This window comes from Daejeonella sp., from assembly GCF_030695525.1.
Classification (GTDB): Bacteria; Bacteroidota; Bacteroidia; order Sphingobacteriales; family Sphingobacteriaceae; genus Daejeonella.
Window position 1 is genome coordinate 198,896 of sequence record NZ_JAUYSS010000032.1, and the last position, 20,003, is coordinate 218,898.

A 20,003-nucleotide genomic window follows, 5' to 3' on the forward strand; every position below is an offset into this window, starting at 1 on the left:
GCTTATACCCGGCTTAATTTAACAGGAGCTGTATTATTTGCATTCCACTGGCATACATAAATGTTTTTATCCTCATCGATACAAACATCATGGCAATGCTGAAACATCTGACCAGGTGCTTGCAGCGTAGCTTGCAGAACATTGTTTTTGTAAAGGGGCGCATTTCCTCCCGGATTGGAAATAACCTTATTTGAAGCATCTAAAATGGTTACAAAACCACTGTTGCCTCCAATCATTTTACCGGCCTCATCATTCGACCAGCATACTCCGGCATACAAATTTTCTCCATCCAGTACCGGCCGGCAAACATGCATCCCCGGCATATCAATGCGATGCAGAAATTTGCCATCCAGTGTAAATACTTTAAAGCAATTTTCCTCTCTGGAAGTACAAATCAAGGTCGGATTATTTTTGTTTCTGTAATCTATAGCCACACCATGAGCGCAACGCAGATTCCAATCAGGATTTGCATTTTTTCTACCGGCAAAATGCCTGATATATTGACCTTTACTGTTGTATTGGATAATATAGTCAGAACCATAACCGTCAGCAAGATAAATATCACCATTGGGTCCGATGGCTGTTTCAGTAGGCATAAACTTTTCATCGTCTTTGTAAACACCAATTGTTTTCGGGTGCCCAATAGAAAAAATTATCCTTCCATTTAAATCAGTTTTTATAACCTGTCCGGCCTGAGCGTTCCATGCGCCTGATTTATTTTGATACCATCCGCAATCCACAATCATTAGAAAATCCTCCCCACCTTCCTTGCTGATCGATAAACCATGCCCTCCTGGCCAGGCTGTTCCCCAACTATCCAGCAGTTTCCCTGATTTGTCAAATATTAAAATATTGTTTTGGGTATGATCTCCAAGCATGATGAGCCTTCCTTTGCTATCCTGAACCATTTCATGGCAATTAAAGAGCGGATTGCTGTTTACACTTATCTTTGCCCAGGCTTTATCCACTTTATATTTAAAATCGCCATGACCTATTGTATCTTCTTCGAAAAGATTATTTGCAATTGGGTGTGATAAAGCTGCTCCAGTACCGGCCAAACTCAGTGCAGTTGCCATTCCTGTATTCTTAAGAAAATTTCTTCTGGAAATCATATGTTATATTTTAGTTTTAGCTTATAATAGTAACGTGAACCCGACATAATATTTAAAACCACATACCTGCCTGCTGGCAGGCAGGGAAACATAGCTATTTAATAGACACAGATAGCCTTGAAGTTTAGCTAAATGCGATGTAAAGTTTCAAACTATGTTTCCTTTAAAGCATAAAATAATTCAAATTATGTGGTTAGATATTTATATTTCAAAATCACCTTAACTTAAAATATCTTTAACCACTTTTCCTTCCACATCCGTTAAACGGAAACGTCTGCCCTGGAATTTATAAGTGAGTCTTTCATGATCTATTCCCATAATATGCATCAGTGTAGCATGAAAATCATGTACATGGACCGGATCTTTTACGATATTATAACTAAAATCATCGGTCTCACCATAACTGATCCCAGCTTTAACACCTGCACCTGCCATCCACATCGTAAAGCAGCGCGGATGATGATCCCGGCCATAATTTGTTGGCAATAGCTTTCCCTGAGAGTAAACTGTACGTCCAAACTCCCCACCCCATATTACAAGGGTATCCTCCAGTAATCCTCTCCTTTTCAGATCTTTTATAAAAGCAGCCGTCGCCTGGTCGGTATCCTTACATTGTTTCACCATATTTTCAGGTAGATTACCATGATGATCCCATCCCTGATGATAGAGCTGAACAAATTTTACATCCTTTTCCAATAATTTTCTCGCCAGAATACAGTTTGCTGCATAAGTCCCGGGATCACGGCTATCAGGGCCATAAAGGTCAAAAACCTCATCTGTTTCATCTGCGGTAGACATCACTTCAGGTATGGATGTCTGCATCCGATAAGCCATTTCATACTGTGCAATTCGGGCATCAACTTCAGGATCGCCATATGCATCATTTTGAAGCTTATTTAATTTATTAAGATATTCAAGCATATCCTTCCGGTCTTTTCCCTCATATCCTTCAGGATTATCCAGAAACAGAACCGGATCTTTACCAGCCCTGAACTGCACTCCCTGATGTTCAGAAGGCAGAAAACCATTTCCCCATAAACGAGCATACAGTGGCTGATCTTTAGCTGCATTTTTTGAAACCAATACAATAAATGTCGGCAGATTGCTATTATCCGATCCCAACCCATAGCTAAGCCAGGAACCAATTGATGCCCTTCCGGGCAATTGATTCCCGGTTTGAAAAAACGTTAATGCCGGATCGTGGTTTATTGCTTCCGAATGAATTGATTTTATTATGCATAAATCATCCACAACCTGGGCGGTATGGGGTAAGAGTTCGCTTACCCAGGTTCTGGAATTGCCGTGCTGATTAAATTTAAATATGGAAGGAACGACTGGCAATGTGCTTTGACTGCCACTCATACCAGTTAATCGCTGTCCCTGACGTATTGAATCAGGGAGTTCCTGCCCGAATAAATCGACAAGCTTAGGCTTGTAATCAAAAGTTTCAAACTGAGATGGTCCACCGCTCATAAATAAATAGACAACTCTTTTTGCCTTGGGAGCGAAATGTGGTAAAGCCTTTAGAATTTCCTGTTCCAGGCTTGCGGATGAACTTTCATTTGCAAGGGTACCAGCCAATTCACCCAATACAGATTTCCCAATTAATGAGCTCAGTGCCAATGTACCAATTCCCAGGGATGTTTTGGTCAGGAAATTACGCCTGTCCCAACCTTTATTTAAACGATCAAATTCAGGTGTATTTAATTTGAAAGGTTCTTTATGATCATGATCGCTCATACTTATCGCTTAGTTAAAGTTGCATCTGAATTTAAAATTACACTTGCCAAAACTGCATTTGCAGCTACCATTGCAGGCTCCAGATCTTTATTTACTTTAAATTGTCCTGCTGCAAGCCAGCCCTTAGTTCTATTTACATCTGCTCTGAATTTTTTAAGTTCTTCATTTTGAAGGGATTGTAATAATTTCAGTTCTGCTTTCGCCGGACTAATACCGGTTAGTTTTCTGTAAACATCGATAATGGCAGTTGACTGGTTATTTGAGGAGGTTATTTGCTGACCAAAAACTTTTGATGCTTCAACAAATGTGGGATCATTCAACAAAACAAGTGCCTGTAAAGGGGTATTAGTGCTTTGTCGGCGTACTACACAATAGCTTCTTTCTGTCGCATCGAAGGTATTTAATGTGGGATTGGGTACAGAACGTTTAACCAGAACATACAAACTGCGTCTGTAAACTGCAGCACCGGTATCGGCCGTATAACTTGTATTATTAATTTCCCATAAACCCTGGGGCTGATAAGGCTTAACACTCTTGCCTCCAATTCTATTATTGAGTAGGCCACTGGCCATTAAGGCATTATCCCGTATCATTTCGGCCTCCATTCGACGTGATGGTCCATGAGAAAGAAATCTGTTTTCAGGATCTTTTAATTTCACATCTGAACTGGCTTTGGAATCCTGCCTGTAAGTAGCAGACATAACAATCAGTTTGCATAATTTCTTTGTATCCCACCCACTTTTTTTAAAGCTAATTGCTAACCAATCCAATAATTCAGGATGACTTGGTAGTTCACCCTGATTCCCAAAATCTTCTGATGTTTTAACGAGGCCGGTTCCAAAGAAGTTTTGCCAGTATCTGTTTACTGCAACTCTTGCCGTAAGCGGATGCTTGTCATCTGTTAACCATAGAGCCAAACCATATCTGTTTTTTGGGAGATTATCAGGGAAAGGAAGAATAGAAGACGGTGTATTGGGAAATACCTCTTCCCCCGGACTATCATAATTGCCCCTGTTTAAAATGAAGGTCTTTTTGGGCTGAGGCGAATCCTGCATAACCATTAATTCCCTGATTTTATTCACAGAATCCGCCAGCTCAGTTCGTATAGCTTGTAATTTCCTTGCTTCTGATTTCACTTCCGGATCAAGAACAGAAGTATAGTATTTGTTGAGCAGATCTAATTCAACTTGTGTTAATTGACCAGGTTCTTTATTAACGACTGATGACCAGGAAGCTTTTTTACCAATAATCTTAACTTCATAATCAGTTAATTCACGGTTATAAACCATGATATCATCCACCTGCCCTCCTTTAAATCCGAGTCCGCGATCCCAGGCTCCAATCTGCAATCCGGGCTGTTCCTTAGAATACATCAGTATGTCTTTACTAAGCTGACACATCGTTGTAACAAGCTTCTGTTCTGCACCATTTTCATACAATTTCAGTCCTCCGGCTTTCGCAGATCCATCATAAGTCATGGTAAGCTGTACCCATTGATTTCGTATGACAGGTTTCTGAGTTATTCTTGAAATAGCGTTTGAAGGTGCTGCATGCGACATATTTACTGTCAGACGGTTATCCTTAAGATACAAATGATAACCCCTGAAATTATACAAACGTTCTGAAACACATTTGTGAAACAAGACCCCTTCTTTGAAATCTTTGGGAATAAATACGCTAATATTTATGCTAAAGGGATCTGATTTTCTGAACACGCCAACGTTCTTCAACTCAAACCACTGATCTCCGTTTAAAACTAATGCTTTACCATTATTTCTGTCTGCGAAGACGGGTTTATCAATTGATGAGCTAATTAGGGTATTACCTGAAGGCCCAGGATAGGCAGCCTTTAGGGAGGCAACAGGAAAATTGTAATGTGCCTGCAATCCTTCTTTTGGAATTGGTTCTGTTGATAAGACTTTATACCTTTTTTCCTTAATCCATTTTTGAAATGCAATTCGCGAATCGCTTTTCGTCTTTATTAAGATATTCTCCTGATTAGAAATTTTGCTTTTTATATAATTCAGGATCTTATCCTGCTGTGCTGTTGGCAGCAACATGGTTGGAGAAGGCATGGCATCATCCCATGAAATTTGTCCGGCCTCTTTTACTCTGTTAAAGAAACCATATAGTTCATAATAGTTCTTTTGTGAAATGGGATCATATTTATGATCATGACATCTTGCACAACCCAATGGAATACCCATTACCGCCACTCCTGTGGTATTCACACGGTCAATAACATACTCAGTCTGGAATTCTTCCTCAATAATTCCCCCCTCCATATTTTGCTGATGTATTCTGTTAAATGCTGTAGCGATCCGCATTTCCTTGCTGACATTAGGCATCAGATCACCTGCCAATTGCCATTGTATAAATTTATCATAGGGTAAGTTCTGATTATAGGCCTTGATAACCCAATCACGATAGGGAGACATGTCGATGAGTCTGTCGACTGTATAGCCATGCGAATCTGAGAATCGTGCCAGATCAAGCCAGTTCAAGGCCATCTTTTCACCATAATGAGGTGATTTCAATAGTCGATCCACCTGCTTTTCATAAGCATTTGGAGAGTTATCCTTTAAAAAGGTATTTATTTCAGCAAGTGTTGGCGGAAGTCCGGTTAAGTCAAGGGAAAGCCTTCTTAGCAAGATTTCCTTTTTTGCCTGCATGGAAGGCTTTAATTTTTCAAGTTCAAGCCTTCTGCCAATGAAATTATCAATGGGATTAATTATCCATTTATCATCCTTATTATCCGGAATATCAGGTTTTTCAGGATTTACAAAAGCCCAGTGAGGTTTATACTCTGCTCCTTCCTTTATCCATTTTATAAGAATTGCTTTTTCTTTTGGAGAAAGGCTAAGATTTGACTTTTTATTAGGCATTTTGTATTCAGGATCATCAGATAAGATTCTGTGAAATAGTTCACTCCCATTCAGGTCTCCGGGATCAATCGCAACTTTTCCGGGACTTTCAGGAAGATCATCAAATGCGAAAGATGCGATATCCAATCTCAGTCCCGCCTCTTGCTTAGCCTTATCAGGACCATGGCAGGAGAAACATTTATCAGAAAGAATTGGCTTTACATGGATATTATAATCTACTTCCTCCGGGAGGTTTGTATATGCCAATTCAACATCCTCTGGCAAGTCGGGAGAGCAAGATACCATGAAGAAAATGGTAAGCTTTATGGCTATAAAAATGGATAATCTATTCAAATTACTCATTACAGGATCTGATTAACAAGGTATTAAAACCATCTTGCCTTTCAAAGACAAAAATCATTTCAGGACTCTGACTAATAAATTTAAATCAAAATATTCTTTTCCTGCTATCTCAATTTCATTCATTTTAAAAACAAGCCAAACAATCAAAATTTTTATATTTTTAGTTTTCCGAATTTTATGGTCTTGAAAAATAATTTTTACAAACAATCAAAAAAATAAATACATGAATGTGCAAAAGATATTACAGTCTTTACTTTGGCTTTCCTTATTAACCTTTTTAGTAATTATAACCCTTTACCAGTTTAACTTTGAAACAGAAGCCAAAGTATTGACCTGCATTTTCTTTGTTTTTCTTCTGGCAGGTATAAATGCTTCAGACTTTATGAAGGGATTTTCCTTTACAATTTGGGTGATTGCAGCCGCAACTTTAAGCATGATATTTCCATCCTACGTTACTGATGTTGGTGGATTCAAAACAGAAGTCCTGATTGTTCCTCTGATACAACTCATTATGTTTGGAATGGGTACTACAATGGGGATAAAAGACTTTGTTGGTGTTCTAAAAATGCCTAAAGGTGTAATTATCGGTCTGGTACTACAGTTCACAATAATGCCTTTAATTGCCTATAATTTAACGGTTTTATTTAGCTTTCCACCTGAAATTGCCGCAGGAGTAATTTTAATTGGTTGTGTACCCTGTGGAGTATCATCGAATATTTTAAATTTTCTCTCCAAAGGTAATCTCGCTTTATCAATCACATTGACCTCTATTGCAACCTTAATGGCTCCTTTTGTTACACCAATATTAATGGAGAAATTAGCAGGTCAGTTGATTCCAATTGATGTTTTTGCAATGATTATCAGCATTAGCAAAATGATCTTCGCGCCATTGATTGCAGGAATAATTTTTAACAGAATATTCGGAAATAGGGTTGCATGGCTGAATGCTGCAATGCCTTTGGTTGCTATGGCAGCGAATGTGTTTATCATTGCGGTTATTGTAGCAGCTGGAAGAGACAGTTTGTTAACCATTGGTTTTTTATTGTTTCTAGCTGCAGTAATTCACAATGCGATGGGATTCCTCTTAGGTTATTGGGGTAGCAGACTGTTTAAAATGAATAAACGTGACAGCCGAACGGTCGCGATTGAGGTGGGACTTCAAAATGGTGGAATGGCTGCAGGTATTGCCTATGAATTAGGAAGAGCTGCTACAATGGGTCTTTACCCGGCCATATTCGGAACATGGATGGATATATCAGGGAGTTTTCTTGCCAACTGGTGGAGGAAAAACCCGGTGGATGACGAAAAATTAGTTGACAATTGACAGTTGAAAATTGACAGTTGAAAACGTAATCCTACACTCTAAAACGCTGTCATCCCTGCCGGCAGGCAATGCCGACACGGGAGGGAACTTAGCTAACAAGTTGATAGTTAAGAATGGAGAGTTGAGAATTAGGGAAAGTGAAATAGTATATAGATAGCTTGTAAAAACAGAAAAATCCCTGAAAAGTTAAATCATTCAGGGATTTTTTATTGTTTAATTGAAGATTGTCATGCCGGCGAAAGCCAATATCAGCGTTCGCAAATATTATTTCTTAGATTTTTCAATCCCAAACAAGCCTTCACGAATATTATAGTATTTAAACCATTCAGGGTTAATAGCAGTTGCACCAGGACTGTCAACAGAGATTATTTTGGAAGCAAATGGCTCATATGCAACTCGTGGAGCAATAGCGCCTTTCACTACCAGGATTTTCTGACGCTCAACATAAACTCCATTGGAAATGAAAATATGAGCACTATTTGGGCTAGCGGTTTTAGTAGTTATTAAGAGCAGATTTGGCTCATCTAAAGTAGATCCTTCAACCTGTATAACAGCTGTATTGCCCATATTCCAGTATCTTCCACCACCATGACGAATCTCAGTCTCCAAATAGCGACCCACATTTAATGAGCGAACTTCTCCTTTTATACGTACGGGTTTACCATGCATATCATCCATCTTACCACCAACGGCAAAATCAAAAGCTTTTCCAACACCGGCGCGTTCCGCAGTTTTATATCCTTCAGGGTCATAAATTACCATTGCCCATCCTTGTGCTCCCTGCTTAACTAATTCTTCAAGCAAGAATGAACTGTCGCCGGTTGAACCACCACCAATATTATCGCCCATATCAATCAATACCACAGGACGTCCGGGATGTTCCATGGCCTGCTTCACAGATTCAGCAGGTTTAGGATTACTAATTCTGGTTTTTTCCCTAGTATCCCAAAGCATTTGAGAAAGTCTGTTGGCTTCCTTATCAGCTAGTGCCTTATTATTATCGGTAACAACAACCACAGAAGGTCCCATCCATGGAACGTCAGCATATTGATATCCGCCTGAAACACTGACTGCCAATACTCCCGGCTGCTTTTCTACATTTTTGCTTTCAGTAGTGATCGGCAAGAGTGGTTCTGAGTATGTATGTTGAAAGGCAATATTATAAACCATTGGAGCTTTTACGATACTTTGAACAGGTTTTACTTTTCCGCTTACCATTTTGGCCATGATGTCAGCAGCCTGTAGTCCGCGGTCATAAGTATCCAGGTGTGGGTTTTCCTTAAAAGTGATCAGCACATTGCACAATTCAACCATTTTGGGCGTGATATTCGCATGGAAATCATGCGTAACAATAATTGGCATAGCTGGTCCGAATGCATTTCTTACTCTTCTTACAATCTCTTCATCCCCACTCGGGTAACTTTCAACCACCATTGCACCATGCAGATTTAAAAGTATTCCCTGAAGTTTTGGTCCAGCTTTTAGTCCGCTAATAATCTCATTCATCATCGCATTGAATGCCCGATCGGTTACAGGACCCCTGGGTGAAGCCCCTGTAACCAGTGTTGGATAAAGCTCGAGGCCAAACTGTTTGGCCCCGGCTATGTAACCGGCACTGGTGGTCTTTGCTGTAGAACCAGCAAAAAATCGTTTAGCTCTCTCCTGCTGACTTTCGCCTATGGTTACACTAAAGTCTTCAAGGTCAGTTTTTTTTATGTTGAAGCTGTTGGATTCGTGCGAAATGCCAGCAACCCCAATAATTGGTTTATTCTGAGAAAAACCTGAGACTGATGTGAATACCGATACTAAAAATAGTCCCAGAAGTTTCTTTAAAAAATTGTGAATCATGGTTTTAATTGTTTTAATGAAATGATACATAAAACTATATAAAAAAATGAACTAACAAAATCAGGTTATAAAAAATCAGTGGAAATGGATATTTTAATTTTTATAAATTATTGAATGGAAAGCGTCACACTCCAGCCCAAAAAGGGGGATAGAATGATACCTGGAAATTTGACTTCGATGTAAATAGTTATTCTTATCAACCTGAGTTCGGTATAAGAAAGAGAAAAAAATACGTTTATTAAGGTTTTGGAGCCAAATAATTTGATTTTTGAAACCAATACCTGTGTCTTATAGCTTAGTTCAGCCCTTTCTTCCGGTTAGTTCCGGCAAGAAATCGCATTCTATATCAAATTAGCTACAGCCGGAAGCCACCTCCTCCAGCAAGGTTTATTTTACCCGGAGCTGTTTTTCATTGGGACAGACAGCCCGGCAAAAGGACCATCAACCATTTGAAATAAACCTAAGGTGGTGGCAGCTGTAGCATTTTTGCTATAATGAATTTCATGTAATAATCATAGTTCAGACAATTTGAGTGAACTGAAGCAAGATTATTCGATTGGTTTGGATAATTTCCATATTTCATAAAAGCCTGTTTATCCCCAAACTAAATAAAAAACTAAATTTTCTGTTTAGTTTGAGATTTTGCTATGTTTTCATACTTTTGTCGCAGAATGCGCCCATAGCTCAGCTGGATAGAGCAACGGTTTTCTAAACCGTAGGTCTTAGGTTCGAATCCTAATGGGCGTACAAAATAAATAAGGCTTCCTAAAAAAAGGGAAGTCTTTTTTATTTTAAGGCAGATATAATAGTTCCTCCGGTTTTTTTACCCTTTAATCATTAAGCTTCACTTGAGTCATCTCAATAATTTGCTAAATTTGGGCATAAAATCAGTACGTTGGCCAGATTTAAGAAAAAACTACATCTCATATTATACCGCAAATACAGTTCAAGCCTGAAGTTTGTGATGATGGCTTTATGTGTATTTTTTGTCACACTTTTCCTCCCTAAACAAGCCAGATTCAGGTTTGAATACGAAAAAGGCAAAACCTGGATGCAAAAAGACCTTTATTCACCCTATAATTTTGCTATCCAAAAGACTAATGAGGAAATTGATGAGGACAAAAATGAGGTTCTTAACTCAGTATTGCCAATCTATCAGAATGATACTGAACTTGCACTTAGTTCAATCGAAGCATACAATTCCGAATTTGAATCAAAATGGAATGGCTCGGGGATAGACGACAATCAGAAAGAACGATATCAGTCATTAGGGAATAATCTACTTCAGGCAATTTATACCCGGGGTTTAATTAATCCGGTTGTAAAATATCAGCGCAATGGCCCTAATTATAATTTCAGTCTGCTAAATAATAACATATCTACACAATTAAATACTGCTGATGCCTACAATACAAGCAGTGCATTAAAATATATCAAGGAGCAAATTCAGAATGATAACCAGATTAAGAACGCTGACTGGCTGTTAAGGCTGATTACCAACCATTTGAAGGCAAATTACGTTTACAATGATATTCTAACTGATAAACTCGAAGAAAGTGCCTTAAGAAGTATCTCAACAACCAGAGGAATGGTTCAGAAAGGTGAATTGGTTGTTGCCAAAGGAACGATGGTAAATGCTGGGATCTACCAGAAACTGGAATCTTTGAGAGCTGCTTATGAAGAGGATGCCAAGGTGGCGGGCGACAGAAGACTTGTATTATTTGGACAATTCTTACTGGCAGGTCTGATCATATCCTTGCTAATGGTTTTTCTCTACCTGTTCAGGAAAGACATATACGCTGATAACCGGCAAATTTCACTGATCCTATTGGTCATAACCGGGATGCTGATAACCTTATCCTGGGCTATCAGAATAAAAGCTCCAAGTGTTTATTATATACCATTCTGTATTGTCCCAATCATAATCAGGATATTGTTTGATACCCGTCTGGCCTTAAACATTCATCTACTTGTAGTTCTGATTGCCGGTTTTTTTGTCCCGAATAGTTTTGAATTTGCATTTTTGCAGATTTCGGCAGGTATGGTTGCCATTTATAGTATTAAAAATCTGATTAAAAGGGAGCAGTTCCTGATTTCGGCTTTATTAATTCTGCTAAACTATTTTATTGTCTTCCTGGGTATTTCATTGATCAGAGATGGTTCATTTACTGCCATTGAATGGCTGAATTTTGTGCCTTTTATATTTAGTGTGTTATTATCACTCCTGGCTTATCCCCTGATTTATGCCTTTGAGCGTTTGTTTGGAATAACTTCAGATGTTACATTAATGGAACTGACCAATACCAATTCCAAACTATTGAGGGATCTGGCATTTAAAGCTCCCGGCACTTTTCAGCATTCCCTGCAGGTAGCCAATCTGGCTGAAGCAGCAATTTTTAAAATTGGCGGAAATACATTGCTTGTAAGAGCTGGGGCCCTGTATCATGATATTGGAAAAACCGTGAATCCCCAATTCTTCATTGAGAACCAGATAAGGGGTATCAACCCTCACGATTCTATTTCTTATGAGCAAAGTGCCCAGATCATTATTCAGCACGTTAATCAGGGAATAGAGATTGCCCGAAAGCATCAAATTCCTGAGATGCTAATCGATTTCATCCGAACCCATCATGGAAATACCAGGGTAGATTATTTCTATCAGTCATTTTTAAAGAATTTTCCTGAAAAGTTTGTTGATGAAAACATCTTCAGATACCCGGGCCCCATCCCATTTTCAAAAGAAACAGCAGTATTGATGCTGGCCGATTCGGTTGAAGCAGCATCAAGGAGTCTGAAAGAGCCTGATGCACTCAGTATCAGTGATCTTGTGGAGCGAATCATCGATTATAAACTAAACCAGGATCAGTTAATCGACAGCGACATCACCCTAAAAGATATTAATACAATCAAAATGATTTTTAAGACCATGCTCATGGGTATTTACCATGTGAGGATCGAATATGTTTTAGATAATTAATTCTGCATCTGCCTGCAATTCAAAGCTTTATATAGCCATCAGAAAGTACTGCATCTTAAACAATAAATAAAAAGCAGATTCATTGAAAATATTTTTTGACAGCCTGTGTGAATTACTATATTTGCAGTCCTCGAAAGAGGGTTTTTTATTTTAACGGAGAGATGCCTGTTGGCCGAAAGGAATCCCGAAAGTTCGGGACTAAACTGTCAATCAAAGCAAGTATCCACAATGGAGTAAATAATAATACGGAGAGATGCCTGAGTGGCCGAAAGGAACAGTTTGCTAAACTGTCGTACTGGCAACGGTACCGAGGGTTCGAATCCCTCTCTCTCCGCAAAGAAATGCTGCCCGCCTAAGCGGGCGGCATTTTTTGTTTCTAGCGTTACGAGCCTTAGCTCGTAAAAGCCGGGAGCAAAAAATGCCGGTAGCGAAGTGCAACGAAGCGGCAGCATTTCTTTGCTGGTTCCCCCATTGTGGATCAATGAAATTAATCCCATAAAACCCCGCTTTCAGCCGCCACTTATAACAATAACCGTTCCTTCATTTAAAGCATCCGCATACTAAGTTTTGATTTCTATCAAACTTAAGAGTATTATTTTCAATCACATAAAGATATTCAGGTCATTCAAAAGGTCATGTCCCGGCCACCAAAGCCCAACTAAACTAGTTTGGTCATGTTCCTTTCCCGACCAAGTTAATGCCTATGAATTCGAACGATATCTCAAATCCGGATCAGGAAGAGCTTTTGCAGCAAAGCCTCTTTATAAGGTCTCTTAAATAAGAATGATAAATTAAAGGATAAAACATGAAAGAAAAGACCTCATTCATCATTCCTGATGAATGAGTGATAAACAAAATCTACTATATACGGGAGCAAAAAGTTATGCTGGATAGTGATTTGGCTGAACTTTATGGTGTAGAAACGAAGGTATTAAACCAAGCCATTTGTAGAAATTTCGAGAGGTTTCCAACCGATTTCATGTTTCAATTAGATGAGCAGGAATGGTCCAAATGAAGTCACAATTTGTGAATCATTTGGGGAGGCAGAAGAAAGGTTCCAAAGGCATTTTCCGAACAAGGAGTAGCCATGTTATCCAGTGTATTGAGCAGCAGCAGGCACTAAATGTTAACATTCAGATCATCCGGATATTTACCCGAATCCGTCAAATGCTGATGGATAATACAGAGTTACGATTGGAGATCGAAAAGATTAAAACCAAACTGGATAGCCAGGGCAAAAATATGGAGATTATTTTCCGCTATCTGGATGAATTGATTGAGCGAAAAATAGAACCCTTACCAAGAAAGCGCATCGGTTACAAATCGGATGATTTATGAAGCAAACTTGTTCCTTGTATTCTAATCAATATTATAATTAACGCACCAAGCATGAGCAATCTATCATCTCACCCGGCAATACCAGATGAAATAATAATGAACCAGATTTATTATATCCGTGGTCAGAAAGTGATGTTGGATACCGACCTGGCAGCACTTTATGAGGTAGAAACCAAGCAGCTTAAAAGACAGGTAAGACGAAATGCAGAACGTTTTCCCGAGGATTTCATGTTTGAATTAACTCCAGAAGAGTACAATTCTTTAAGGAGCCAAATTGGCACCTTAAAGAGAGGTGAACACACTAAGTATCTTCCAATGGCATTTTGCGAGCAAGGGGTAGCCATGTTATCCAGCGTATTAAACAGCAGCAGAGCGATAAAAGTAAACATTCAGATCATCCGGATATTCACACGCATCCGTCAAATGCTGGTAGACAATACAGAATTACGATTGGAGATCGATAAGATCAAAACCAAACTGGATAAACAGGGCAAAAATATAGAGCTTGTTTTCCGCTATCTGGATGAACTGATTGAACGAAAAGCAGAACCAAAACCAAGGAAAAGGATTGGCTTTAAATCCGATGATTTATAATTATGACGGAAAACAGCTTTCATAGTGATCAGCGTCATTAAATTTTTTCGACCTGTTCCCTATATTTAATTAATAATTTCCTGTTAACATAATAATTGCTGCAAGCGTTTATAAGGTTCTTTAAAATATACAAGGTATTTAAAATCCTAATTATGAAGGTGACGTTGCTATTAGAAGATGTTTGTGATGCCCTAATGATGATCAAATACATTCTTGAGGATGTGGGTTATCAAGTGGTTTCATTTTCTGATATCATTCCGGTCAATCAGATTATTGGGATCAATCCTGACATCATACTCATTGACCACAGGCTAAGGAGCGGATCCGGAGCGGAATTATGCAGCGAACTGAAGGCAAACCCATTATTTGAGAATGTTCCAATTGTTCTCATCTCTACAGATCCGGAAATTTCATCGATAGCGAACGACAGTTATGCTGACGCTTATATAGCCAAACCATTTGGTATTGAAGATCTGATCCATGCAGTCTGCCTTGTTGATGGGGACAGGGTAGTTTATTTATGATATTGTGTTTTGCACCTGCAGGAATAATTACAGCATCACCATCTTTAACCTCATATTCATTGCCATCAATAATGCATTTACCTATACCACTATCAAACCGAAAGAATTGATCGTTTTTTTCATGGGTTTCGATCCCGATTTCTTCTTTTATTGTGATTACTTGTTGTCAAACTCTTTAACGATTTTAATTATCTGGTCCGGCATCTGTTTTGGGTTTAGGACAAAATCTGCGTACCCCGAATCAATCGCTTCTTGCGGCATACTCTCCTCTTTGGCGCTTGAAGGTTCTTGCGGCATGGGCTATAAAATCGTTGAAGACCAATAGCTTTTTCATATTCGTTTCATTTTAATGACTGCCATAAATTATCTTTGCGCTTTGTAGATCGCGTTCGCTCCACCCTAGATCGAAAGTCTGGGAAAAGCTATTAGATAGTTTATCTTAGCCCTAAAAAAAATACGCTATTCAGGTAATCAATCCATGTCCGGAATTCCTGATTCCCGAATTTTTAACTATTTTTTCTCAAAGTTTCAAATCCAGAAACAACATCAAACAGCTCTTCATCAATGGAACTTTGTCGAAGGCGGTGAAATTCGAAACCCAAATCCTCCAGCAATTCTTCAATGCTTTTTTCTGCCCGTTGCATAGCATCTAAACGGCTGGCATTCTCACTTGCCAATGATTCTGCACATGCTTTATATAAGGCTAAAAACAGATACTCGCGTATAAGAGCCTCTAATGTTGACTTCATACTTCCAGCCACCTGTGGTATTTTATTTGTTGGCCAGGGATTAGATTTCAGGGAATCCATCCATTTTTTATCAAAAGGCAATAATTTTTGCATTACCTGATCATATCCACGCCTTTCTTTGGGCATATTATGAAAAATATAGAATTGACTTTCATCCATATTTTTTTCCAAACATTCCTTTAGGATTTCGGCTACCAGAGGTGTAATTGCATGAACTGAATGAGGTACATGAAAAGAACGGGTGGTAGCAAAACCTGCATCCGACAATAGTAATTCAACACGTTCCCCTACTGTCCATATTTCCTTTGTGCCTGGGAAAGATTGAAGTGAATGCGATACAAATTCAGTGAGTGAGTCATTAAACTGTGCCACCAGGCCCTGATCAGATCCGAACACGATTGCATAAGTAACCGGTTCAATATTTTTTCGCAATGTCTCTTTAATAGTCACAGTTTCCATTTCAGCTTGTCTGAAATAAGCGACAATACCCAGATTTAAGGTTCGGTAATAGTCGCTCAGTGCAATTACTGCCATTTCATACTGATGGATATTGGAAGCTGCCATAGCTTTCATGGTACTGACAACTGACTTGAGATCAGATGCCCCATCAAGTTTTCTTCGCAGACTTTCTAAAGTTTCCACTATCTATTGATTTGATCAGGCTCATCCTGAAAAGGTTTAAGGACATTAATAACAATTGATAAAATTGTTTCACGATCCTCAGCGCTAAGCTTTTTTCCCGAATATTGCCGCTGTACAATTTCATCAGGAAGCTCTTCCAGGTGTTGCAATAAAGCCATCTCAGCCTCAAACATTTTTTCAATTGGTACAGTATCAAAGAGTCCGCTGGTTAAGGATAGCAGAACAATTACCTGTTCGGAAACGGACATGGGTTTCAGTTCCTGTTGCTTCAGACAAATACGGATCCTCTTACCATGTTCAATAACCTTTCGGGTATGTATATCTAAACGGGTACCAAAACGAGCAAAGGTTTCGAGTTCTTCAAACTGAGCATACTCAAGTTTTAAATTAGCCATCGACCGGTATACCGGCAATTGCGCCTTACCTCCTACCCGTGATACTGATTTACCAACATCTACAGCCGGCAAAATTCCTAGCTCAAATAATTTAGGTGATAAATAAATCTGACCATCTGTCATTGAAATAAGATTGGTTGGAATATAGGCAGAAATATTTTGCGCTTCGGTTTCAATGATGGGCAGAGCAGTAAGTGATCCTCCCCCAAGTTCTTCACTCAAATGGGTAGCTCTTTCCAACAGCCGGGAATGAATATAAAAAATGTCACCCGGAAATGCTTCCCTGCCCGGTGGTCTTCTCAACAATAGTGAAAGTTCGCGATATGCACGGGCATGATGCGTAAGGTCATCATATACAATAAGTACATCGTGCCCCTGCTCCATAAAATATTCAGCAATACTAGTGGAAGCGTAAGGTGCTATATATTTGAGTCCCGGTGCATTATTTCCCTCTGTAACCATTACTACAGTGTATTCCAGTGCATTATGATCTTTGAGAATGGAAATTACTTTAGCAACCGAATCAGCCCGTTGACCAATAGCACAATATATACACAGTACGTTTTTATCACGTTGGTTGATGATGGTATCAACAGCAATCGCAGTTTTTCCGGTCTGGCGATCTCCCAAAATCAGTTCACGTTGCCCACGACCAATAGGAATGAGCGTGTCAATCACTTTTAGTCCGGTTTGCAATGGAACATTTACTGCAGAACGATCCATGATGGGCACAGCGGGTCGTTCAATGGGAAGGCGCTGACCCTGAGGAATAGGGCCCTTATTGTCCATGGGCTCTCCCAATGGATTAATTACGCGTCCGAGCAATATATCTCCAACCGGTATATCCATTACCCGTCCTGTTCGTATTACCTTATCTCCCGCATTTAGCAATGAGGCTTCCCCCAGAAGAATTACACCAATCTCTTCCTCATCAATATTATAGGCAATTCCAAATAATCCGTTAGGAAATTTTAACAGTTCTTCAAAACCGACACCAGGTAAACCCGACACATTTGCAATACCCGTTGATACACTGATGACCGTACCGGTTTCTACGGGTTTTAACGAGAAACTATGCATTTCCCTGTTTTCCCGCAATTGCCCGAATGCATTTGTAATGGTATCGTTCTCTTTAACTGAGGCCATATTATTTATTTTCAGAAATTACTTCAGTTTTCTCCATCGTTGTTTTGTAGATACTATTTTCAAGAGAATTTAGATATTCGTCGATACTCCAGGCCACTTTATAACCGCTGGTACTTAGCTCAATACCACTGATTAAATTAGGGGATGTTTGAAACTGAATAGTTGTTTCAAGCCCCAGAATTTCGTTAACGGTATCTTTAATATTACCTTGCATCAGATCAGGTAAGACGAATGTACTTTGCACTAGAATGGACTGATCATCAGTGTTGAAGGCTTCGATAAATTGTTCCCGTTCTTTTGTATTTAAATCTTTTAGCTTGCTGATAAAAACAAGCGTTGCCTGTTCCTCCAAACTCACTGTACTCAGATCTGCAAGTGTTTTCCGTGCAATGTCAAATACTTCCTGCTGAGTCATTTGAGCAATCTCACCATGCGCACTTTCCTGCATGGCTTTATACGTAGCCTCCAGTTTTTTACGCAGGATATTTGCTTCGCTTCGGGCCTCCTCCAGCAGTTTACTTTTTGTCTCCTTTACTTCGTTGACTACGCTATTCATGCGTTCCTCTTTCTGCTGATCAAACAAGTTATTTTTATGAATAAATTCCTCTTTTGCTTTGATGGCTTCAGCTTGCTTTGCTTCTGCCTCGTTTAGCTGGGAATTAATTTTATTTTCTCTTTCATCTATAGCATCAAGAATAGGTTTATACAGAAATCGTCTGAGCAACCAAACCAGGATCAGGAAGTTAACAACTTGTGCGATGACAGTGAACCAATTGATTTGCATGATTGTGTTAGTTACCTATAACATGATTCCAGAATGGATTGGCGAAAATGAGAATCATCGACAAAACGAAACAGTAGATAGCAGTTGACTCAATCATGGCGAGTCCAACAAAAAGTGTTCTGGTTATAGTTGGTGCAGCATCCGGTTGCTGCGCCAGTGAGCTTAATGCGGTTGATACTGCTTTTCCTTCGCCTATTGCTGGAAACATGGTTCCTATCGCTGTGGTGAACCCTGCCGTGATAATAGAAACGACTCCGATAATTGATATACTATCCATAATTTATATATTTATTGTTAATTTTTCTTCATCTGATTTTATCCCTTGCACGGCCGCAGCTATATATACAGTGGCAAGAATGCTAAATATATAGGCTTGTACAATACCTGTAAGTAAACCGAGCGCATTCATAATAACCGGAAATACAAAAGGTGCTACACTTAATAATATGCCTGCAATCATGCCCCCACTCATTACATTGCCAAATAATCGAATTGCTAAAGCAAGGGTACGTGATACTTCACTGATTATGTTAAAAGGTAACATAATGAAAGTTGGTTTAATGTACGACTTGAGGTAGCTCGGAAACCCAAGCTTAATTATTCCAAAAAACGGAACCGCCAGGAATACAGAGATAGCCAATGCAGCGGTTGTCGAAAGTGATCCGGTAGGTGGTACATACCATGGAAATATGATACAGATATTGGCAAATGCGATGAAAAGAAAAAGTGATCCGATGAATGCAATATATTCCCTGGGATTCTTTAAACCAACTTCTTTAATCTGATTACTGATGAGGGTTACCACCATTTCAAGAAAACACTGCCATCGTGAAATATGTATATCAGTTTTTAAATTTTTTGTAATCAACCGGGCTGCAATGACAAGCACAAGGATCAAGGCCCAGGTGGTAACAATGGTTAGGTTAATCGTAACGAAACCATACTCCCAAAAAATAGTTTGGTCAGGACTAAGCTTCATAATCGGTATTCATGTTTATGGATATCTTTTTCTGTTCGTATTTTTTTGTAATCCAAAAAACCAGCACACGCGCTACTATAAATCCTAAAAGACAGATCAGCAGCCTCATCCAATTCCCCCTGGATATATAATAAAATCCAATGAGGGTAATACTGACACGAATTATAAACCCGGCAATAAGCCATATTGCAGGTACTTTTGCACTGATTGATCTTTTTACCGTAAGCCAGAGCCCACCGTAGAATAATGTCCCTAAAACTATTCCTGCTGCGAAGGCGAGGATCATATACAATACTTCATTCATTGTCTTTTGTGTCAGAGTGATGTATTTCTTTATCTTCTTTTGAAATCCAGTTAGCCGCTACCATTCCACCGCTTACAATTCCGAGTACAATAAAAGAGAGCGTCCATGAAAATGTTTGCGGATAGTTTTTATCTAACCATAATCCTAACAATGTCCCAAGCAATGTGGGCACTGCTACCGACCAGCCAATCATTCCAAACATACTTATTCCATACCAGACACTGCGTTTATTATTACGTAGTGCTTTTAGTTTCCGCTTTTCTTTTTCAGCAACTTGTTGGATAAACAACTTTGATTTTTCTGACTCTGTTGATTCCATA

Annotated in this window: 18 protein-coding genes, 2 tRNA genes and 1 pseudogene; 8 read left to right on the forward strand and 13 right to left on the reverse strand. The window is 39.1% G+C overall.

The window, feature by feature from the left end:
- Positions 1-2 precede the first annotated feature (2 nt).
- The 3 genes from Q8S11_RS07965 to Q8S11_RS07975 all read right to left on the reverse strand — a co-directional run bounded on the left by Q8S11_RS07965 (position 3) and on the right by Q8S11_RS07975 (position 6,079).
- Positions 3-1,112, reverse strand: coding sequence for a twin-arginine translocation signal domain-containing protein (locus tag Q8S11_RS07965; RefSeq protein WP_305661555.1), 1,110 nt, complete (start codon positions 1,110-1,112; stop codon positions 3-5).
- A 219-nt stretch (positions 1,113-1,331) separates the two neighbouring features.
- Positions 1,332-2,852 (reverse strand): DUF1501 domain-containing protein, encoded by a 1,521-nt coding sequence (locus Q8S11_RS07970; RefSeq protein WP_305661556.1) that lies wholly within the window; start codon positions 2,850-2,852, stop codon positions 1,332-1,334.
- Positions 2,853-2,854: 2 nt separating this feature from the next.
- Positions 2,855-6,079: a DUF1553 domain-containing protein gene (locus Q8S11_RS07975; protein ID WP_305661557.1), complete on the reverse strand. Its 3,225-nt coding sequence runs from the start codon at positions 6,077-6,079 to the stop codon at positions 2,855-2,857.
- 223 nt (positions 6,080-6,302) lie between these two features.
- On the opposite strand from Q8S11_RS07975, the gene Q8S11_RS07980 reads away from it, so the two are divergent.
- On the forward strand, positions 6,303-7,403 hold the full coding sequence (locus Q8S11_RS07980; RefSeq protein WP_305661558.1) for a bile acid:sodium symporter family protein: 1,101 nt from the start codon (positions 6,303-6,305) through the stop codon (positions 7,401-7,403).
- Positions 7,404-7,667: 264 nt separating this feature from the next.
- On the opposite strand, the gene Q8S11_RS07985 is transcribed toward Q8S11_RS07980, so the two are convergent.
- Positions 7,668-9,251 (reverse strand): M81 family metallopeptidase, encoded by a 1,584-nt coding sequence (locus tag Q8S11_RS07985; protein ID WP_305661559.1) that lies wholly within the window; start codon positions 9,249-9,251, stop codon positions 7,668-7,670.
- A gap of 673 nt (positions 9,252-9,924) precedes the next feature.
- Here Q8S11_RS07985 and Q8S11_RS07990 point away from each other — a divergent pair.
- From Q8S11_RS07990 to Q8S11_RS08020, 7 genes are all read left to right on the forward strand, one after another.
- A tRNA-Arg gene (locus tag Q8S11_RS07990) sits at positions 9,925-9,998 on the forward strand.
- Between the two features lie 148 nt (positions 9,999-10,146).
- Complete coding sequence (locus Q8S11_RS07995; protein ID WP_371135137.1) at positions 10,147-12,228, forward strand: HD family phosphohydrolase; 2,082 nt, start codon at positions 10,147-10,149, stop codon at positions 12,226-12,228.
- Positions 12,229-12,475: 247 nt separating this feature from the next.
- Positions 12,476-12,562: transfer RNA gene (locus Q8S11_RS08000), tRNA-Ser, on the forward strand.
- A gap of 549 nt (positions 12,563-13,111) precedes the next feature.
- Positions 13,112-13,243 (forward strand): ORF6N domain-containing protein, encoded by a 132-nt coding sequence (locus Q8S11_RS08005; RefSeq protein ID WP_305661560.1) that lies wholly within the window; start codon positions 13,112-13,114, stop codon positions 13,241-13,243.
- Positions 13,240-13,566: a hypothetical protein gene (locus tag Q8S11_RS08010; RefSeq protein ID WP_305661561.1), complete on the forward strand. Its 327-nt coding sequence runs from the start codon at positions 13,240-13,242 to the stop codon at positions 13,564-13,566. Before Q8S11_RS08005 ends, Q8S11_RS08010 begins: the two co-directional genes overlap by 4 nt.
- Positions 13,567-13,617: 51 nt before the next feature.
- Positions 13,618-14,160 (forward strand): ORF6N domain-containing protein, encoded by a 543-nt coding sequence (locus tag Q8S11_RS08015; RefSeq protein WP_305661562.1) that lies wholly within the window; start codon positions 13,618-13,620, stop codon positions 14,158-14,160.
- A 152-nt stretch (positions 14,161-14,312) separates the two neighbouring features.
- Positions 14,313-14,684 (forward strand): PleD family two-component system response regulator, encoded by a 372-nt coding sequence (locus Q8S11_RS08020; RefSeq protein ID WP_305661563.1) that lies wholly within the window; start codon positions 14,313-14,315, stop codon positions 14,682-14,684.
- 49 nt (positions 14,685-14,733) lie between these two features.
- Here Q8S11_RS08020 and Q8S11_RS17830 read toward each other — a convergent pair.
- The 9 genes and pseudogenes from Q8S11_RS17830 to Q8S11_RS08055 all read right to left on the reverse strand — a co-directional run.
- A pseudogene (locus Q8S11_RS17830) lies at positions 14,734-14,841 on the reverse strand (cupin domain-containing protein); the annotation flags it as partial.
- The gene (locus Q8S11_RS17835; protein WP_371135138.1) at positions 14,841-14,981 is read right to left on the reverse strand and encodes a chemotaxis protein CheB; all 141 of its coding nucleotides are present in this window, start codon (positions 14,979-14,981) and stop codon (positions 14,841-14,843) included. The pseudogene Q8S11_RS17830 and the gene Q8S11_RS17835, both read right to left, overlap by 1 nt.
- A 209-nt stretch (positions 14,982-15,190) precedes the next feature.
- Positions 15,191-16,075 (reverse strand): F0F1 ATP synthase subunit gamma, encoded by an 885-nt coding sequence (locus Q8S11_RS08025; RefSeq protein WP_305661564.1) that lies wholly within the window; start codon positions 16,073-16,075, stop codon positions 15,191-15,193.
- Positions 16,075-17,616, reverse strand: a complete 1,542-nt coding sequence (locus tag Q8S11_RS08030) for an alternate F1F0 ATPase, F1 subunit alpha (RefSeq protein WP_305661565.1) — start codon at positions 17,614-17,616, stop codon at positions 16,075-16,077. The genes Q8S11_RS08025 and Q8S11_RS08030 overlap by 1 nt, the downstream gene beginning before the upstream one ends.
- A 1-nt stretch (position 17,617) precedes the next feature.
- Positions 17,618-18,400, reverse strand: a complete 783-nt coding sequence (locus Q8S11_RS08035) for a F0F1 ATP synthase subunit B (protein ID WP_305661566.1) — start codon at positions 18,398-18,400, stop codon at positions 17,618-17,620.
- Between the two features lie 7 nt (positions 18,401-18,407).
- Complete coding sequence (locus tag Q8S11_RS08040) at positions 18,408-18,677, reverse strand: F0F1 ATP synthase subunit C (protein ID WP_305661567.1); 270 nt, start codon at positions 18,675-18,677, stop codon at positions 18,408-18,410.
- Between the two features lie 3 nt (positions 18,678-18,680).
- The gene (locus Q8S11_RS08045; RefSeq protein WP_305661568.1) at positions 18,681-19,379 is read right to left on the reverse strand and encodes a F0F1 ATP synthase subunit A; all 699 of its coding nucleotides are present in this window, start codon (positions 19,377-19,379) and stop codon (positions 18,681-18,683) included.
- Positions 19,369-19,683, reverse strand: coding sequence for an ATP synthase subunit I (locus Q8S11_RS08050; protein ID WP_305661569.1), 315 nt, complete (start codon positions 19,681-19,683; stop codon positions 19,369-19,371). Before Q8S11_RS08050 ends, Q8S11_RS08045 begins: the two co-directional genes overlap by 11 nt.
- Complete coding sequence (locus tag Q8S11_RS08055; protein WP_305661570.1) at positions 19,676-20,002, reverse strand: AtpZ/AtpI family protein; 327 nt, start codon at positions 20,000-20,002, stop codon at positions 19,676-19,678. Before Q8S11_RS08055 ends, Q8S11_RS08050 begins: the two co-directional genes overlap by 8 nt.
- Position 20,003 lies beyond the last annotated feature (1 nt).

Bases quoted from the DNA above. Each gene is read 5' to 3' on its own strand.
- Q8S11_RS08010 (WP_305661561.1), top strand. From the start codon at position 13,240: ATGAAGTCACAATTTGTGAATCATTTGGGGAGGCAGAAGAAAGGTTCC.
- Q8S11_RS08015 (WP_305661562.1), top strand. From the start codon at position 13,618: ATGAGCAATCTATCATCTCACCCGGCAATACCAGATGAAATAATAATG.
- Q8S11_RS08005 (WP_305661560.1), top strand. From the start codon at position 13,112: ATGCTGGATAGTGATTTGGCTGAACTTTATGGTGTAGAAACGAAGGTA.
- Q8S11_RS07965 (WP_305661555.1), bottom strand. From the start codon at position 1,112: ATGATTTCCAGAAGAAATTTTCTTAAGAATACAGGAATGGCAACTGCA.
- Q8S11_RS07980 (WP_305661558.1), top strand. From the start codon at position 6,303: ATGAATGTGCAAAAGATATTACAGTCTTTACTTTGGCTTTCCTTATTA.
- Q8S11_RS08030 (WP_305661565.1), bottom strand. From the start codon at position 17,616: ATGGCCTCAGTTAAAGAGAACGATACCATTACAAATGCATTCGGGCAA.
- Q8S11_RS08035 (WP_305661566.1), bottom strand. From the start codon at position 18,400: ATGCAAATCAATTGGTTCACTGTCATCGCACAAGTTGTTAACTTCCTG.
- Q8S11_RS08045 (WP_305661568.1), bottom strand. From the start codon at position 19,379: ATGAAGCTTAGTCCTGACCAAACTATTTTTTGGGAGTATGGTTTCGTT.
- Q8S11_RS17835 (WP_371135138.1), bottom strand. From the start codon at position 14,981: ATGCCGCAAGAACCTTCAAGCGCCAAAGAGGAGAGTATGCCGCAAGAA.
- Q8S11_RS08040 (WP_305661567.1), bottom strand. From the start codon at position 18,677: ATGGATAGTATATCAATTATCGGAGTCGTTTCTATTATCACGGCAGGG.
- Q8S11_RS07985 (WP_305661559.1), bottom strand. From the start codon at position 9,251: ATGATTCACAATTTTTTAAAGAAACTTCTGGGACTATTTTTAGTATCG.
- Q8S11_RS08050 (WP_305661569.1), bottom strand. From the start codon at position 19,683: ATGAATGAAGTATTGTATATGATCCTCGCCTTCGCAGCAGGAATAGTT.
- Q8S11_RS07975 (WP_305661557.1), bottom strand. From the start codon at position 6,079: ATGAGTAATTTGAATAGATTATCCATTTTTATAGCCATAAAGCTTACC.
- Q8S11_RS08055 (WP_305661570.1), bottom strand. From the start codon at position 20,002: ATGGAATCAACAGAGTCAGAAAAATCAAAGTTGTTTATCCAACAAGTT.
- Q8S11_RS08020 (WP_305661563.1), top strand. From the start codon at position 14,313: ATGAAGGTGACGTTGCTATTAGAAGATGTTTGTGATGCCCTAATGATG.
- Q8S11_RS07970 (WP_305661556.1), bottom strand. From the start codon at position 2,852: ATGAGCGATCATGATCATAAAGAACCTTTCAAATTAAATACACCTGAA.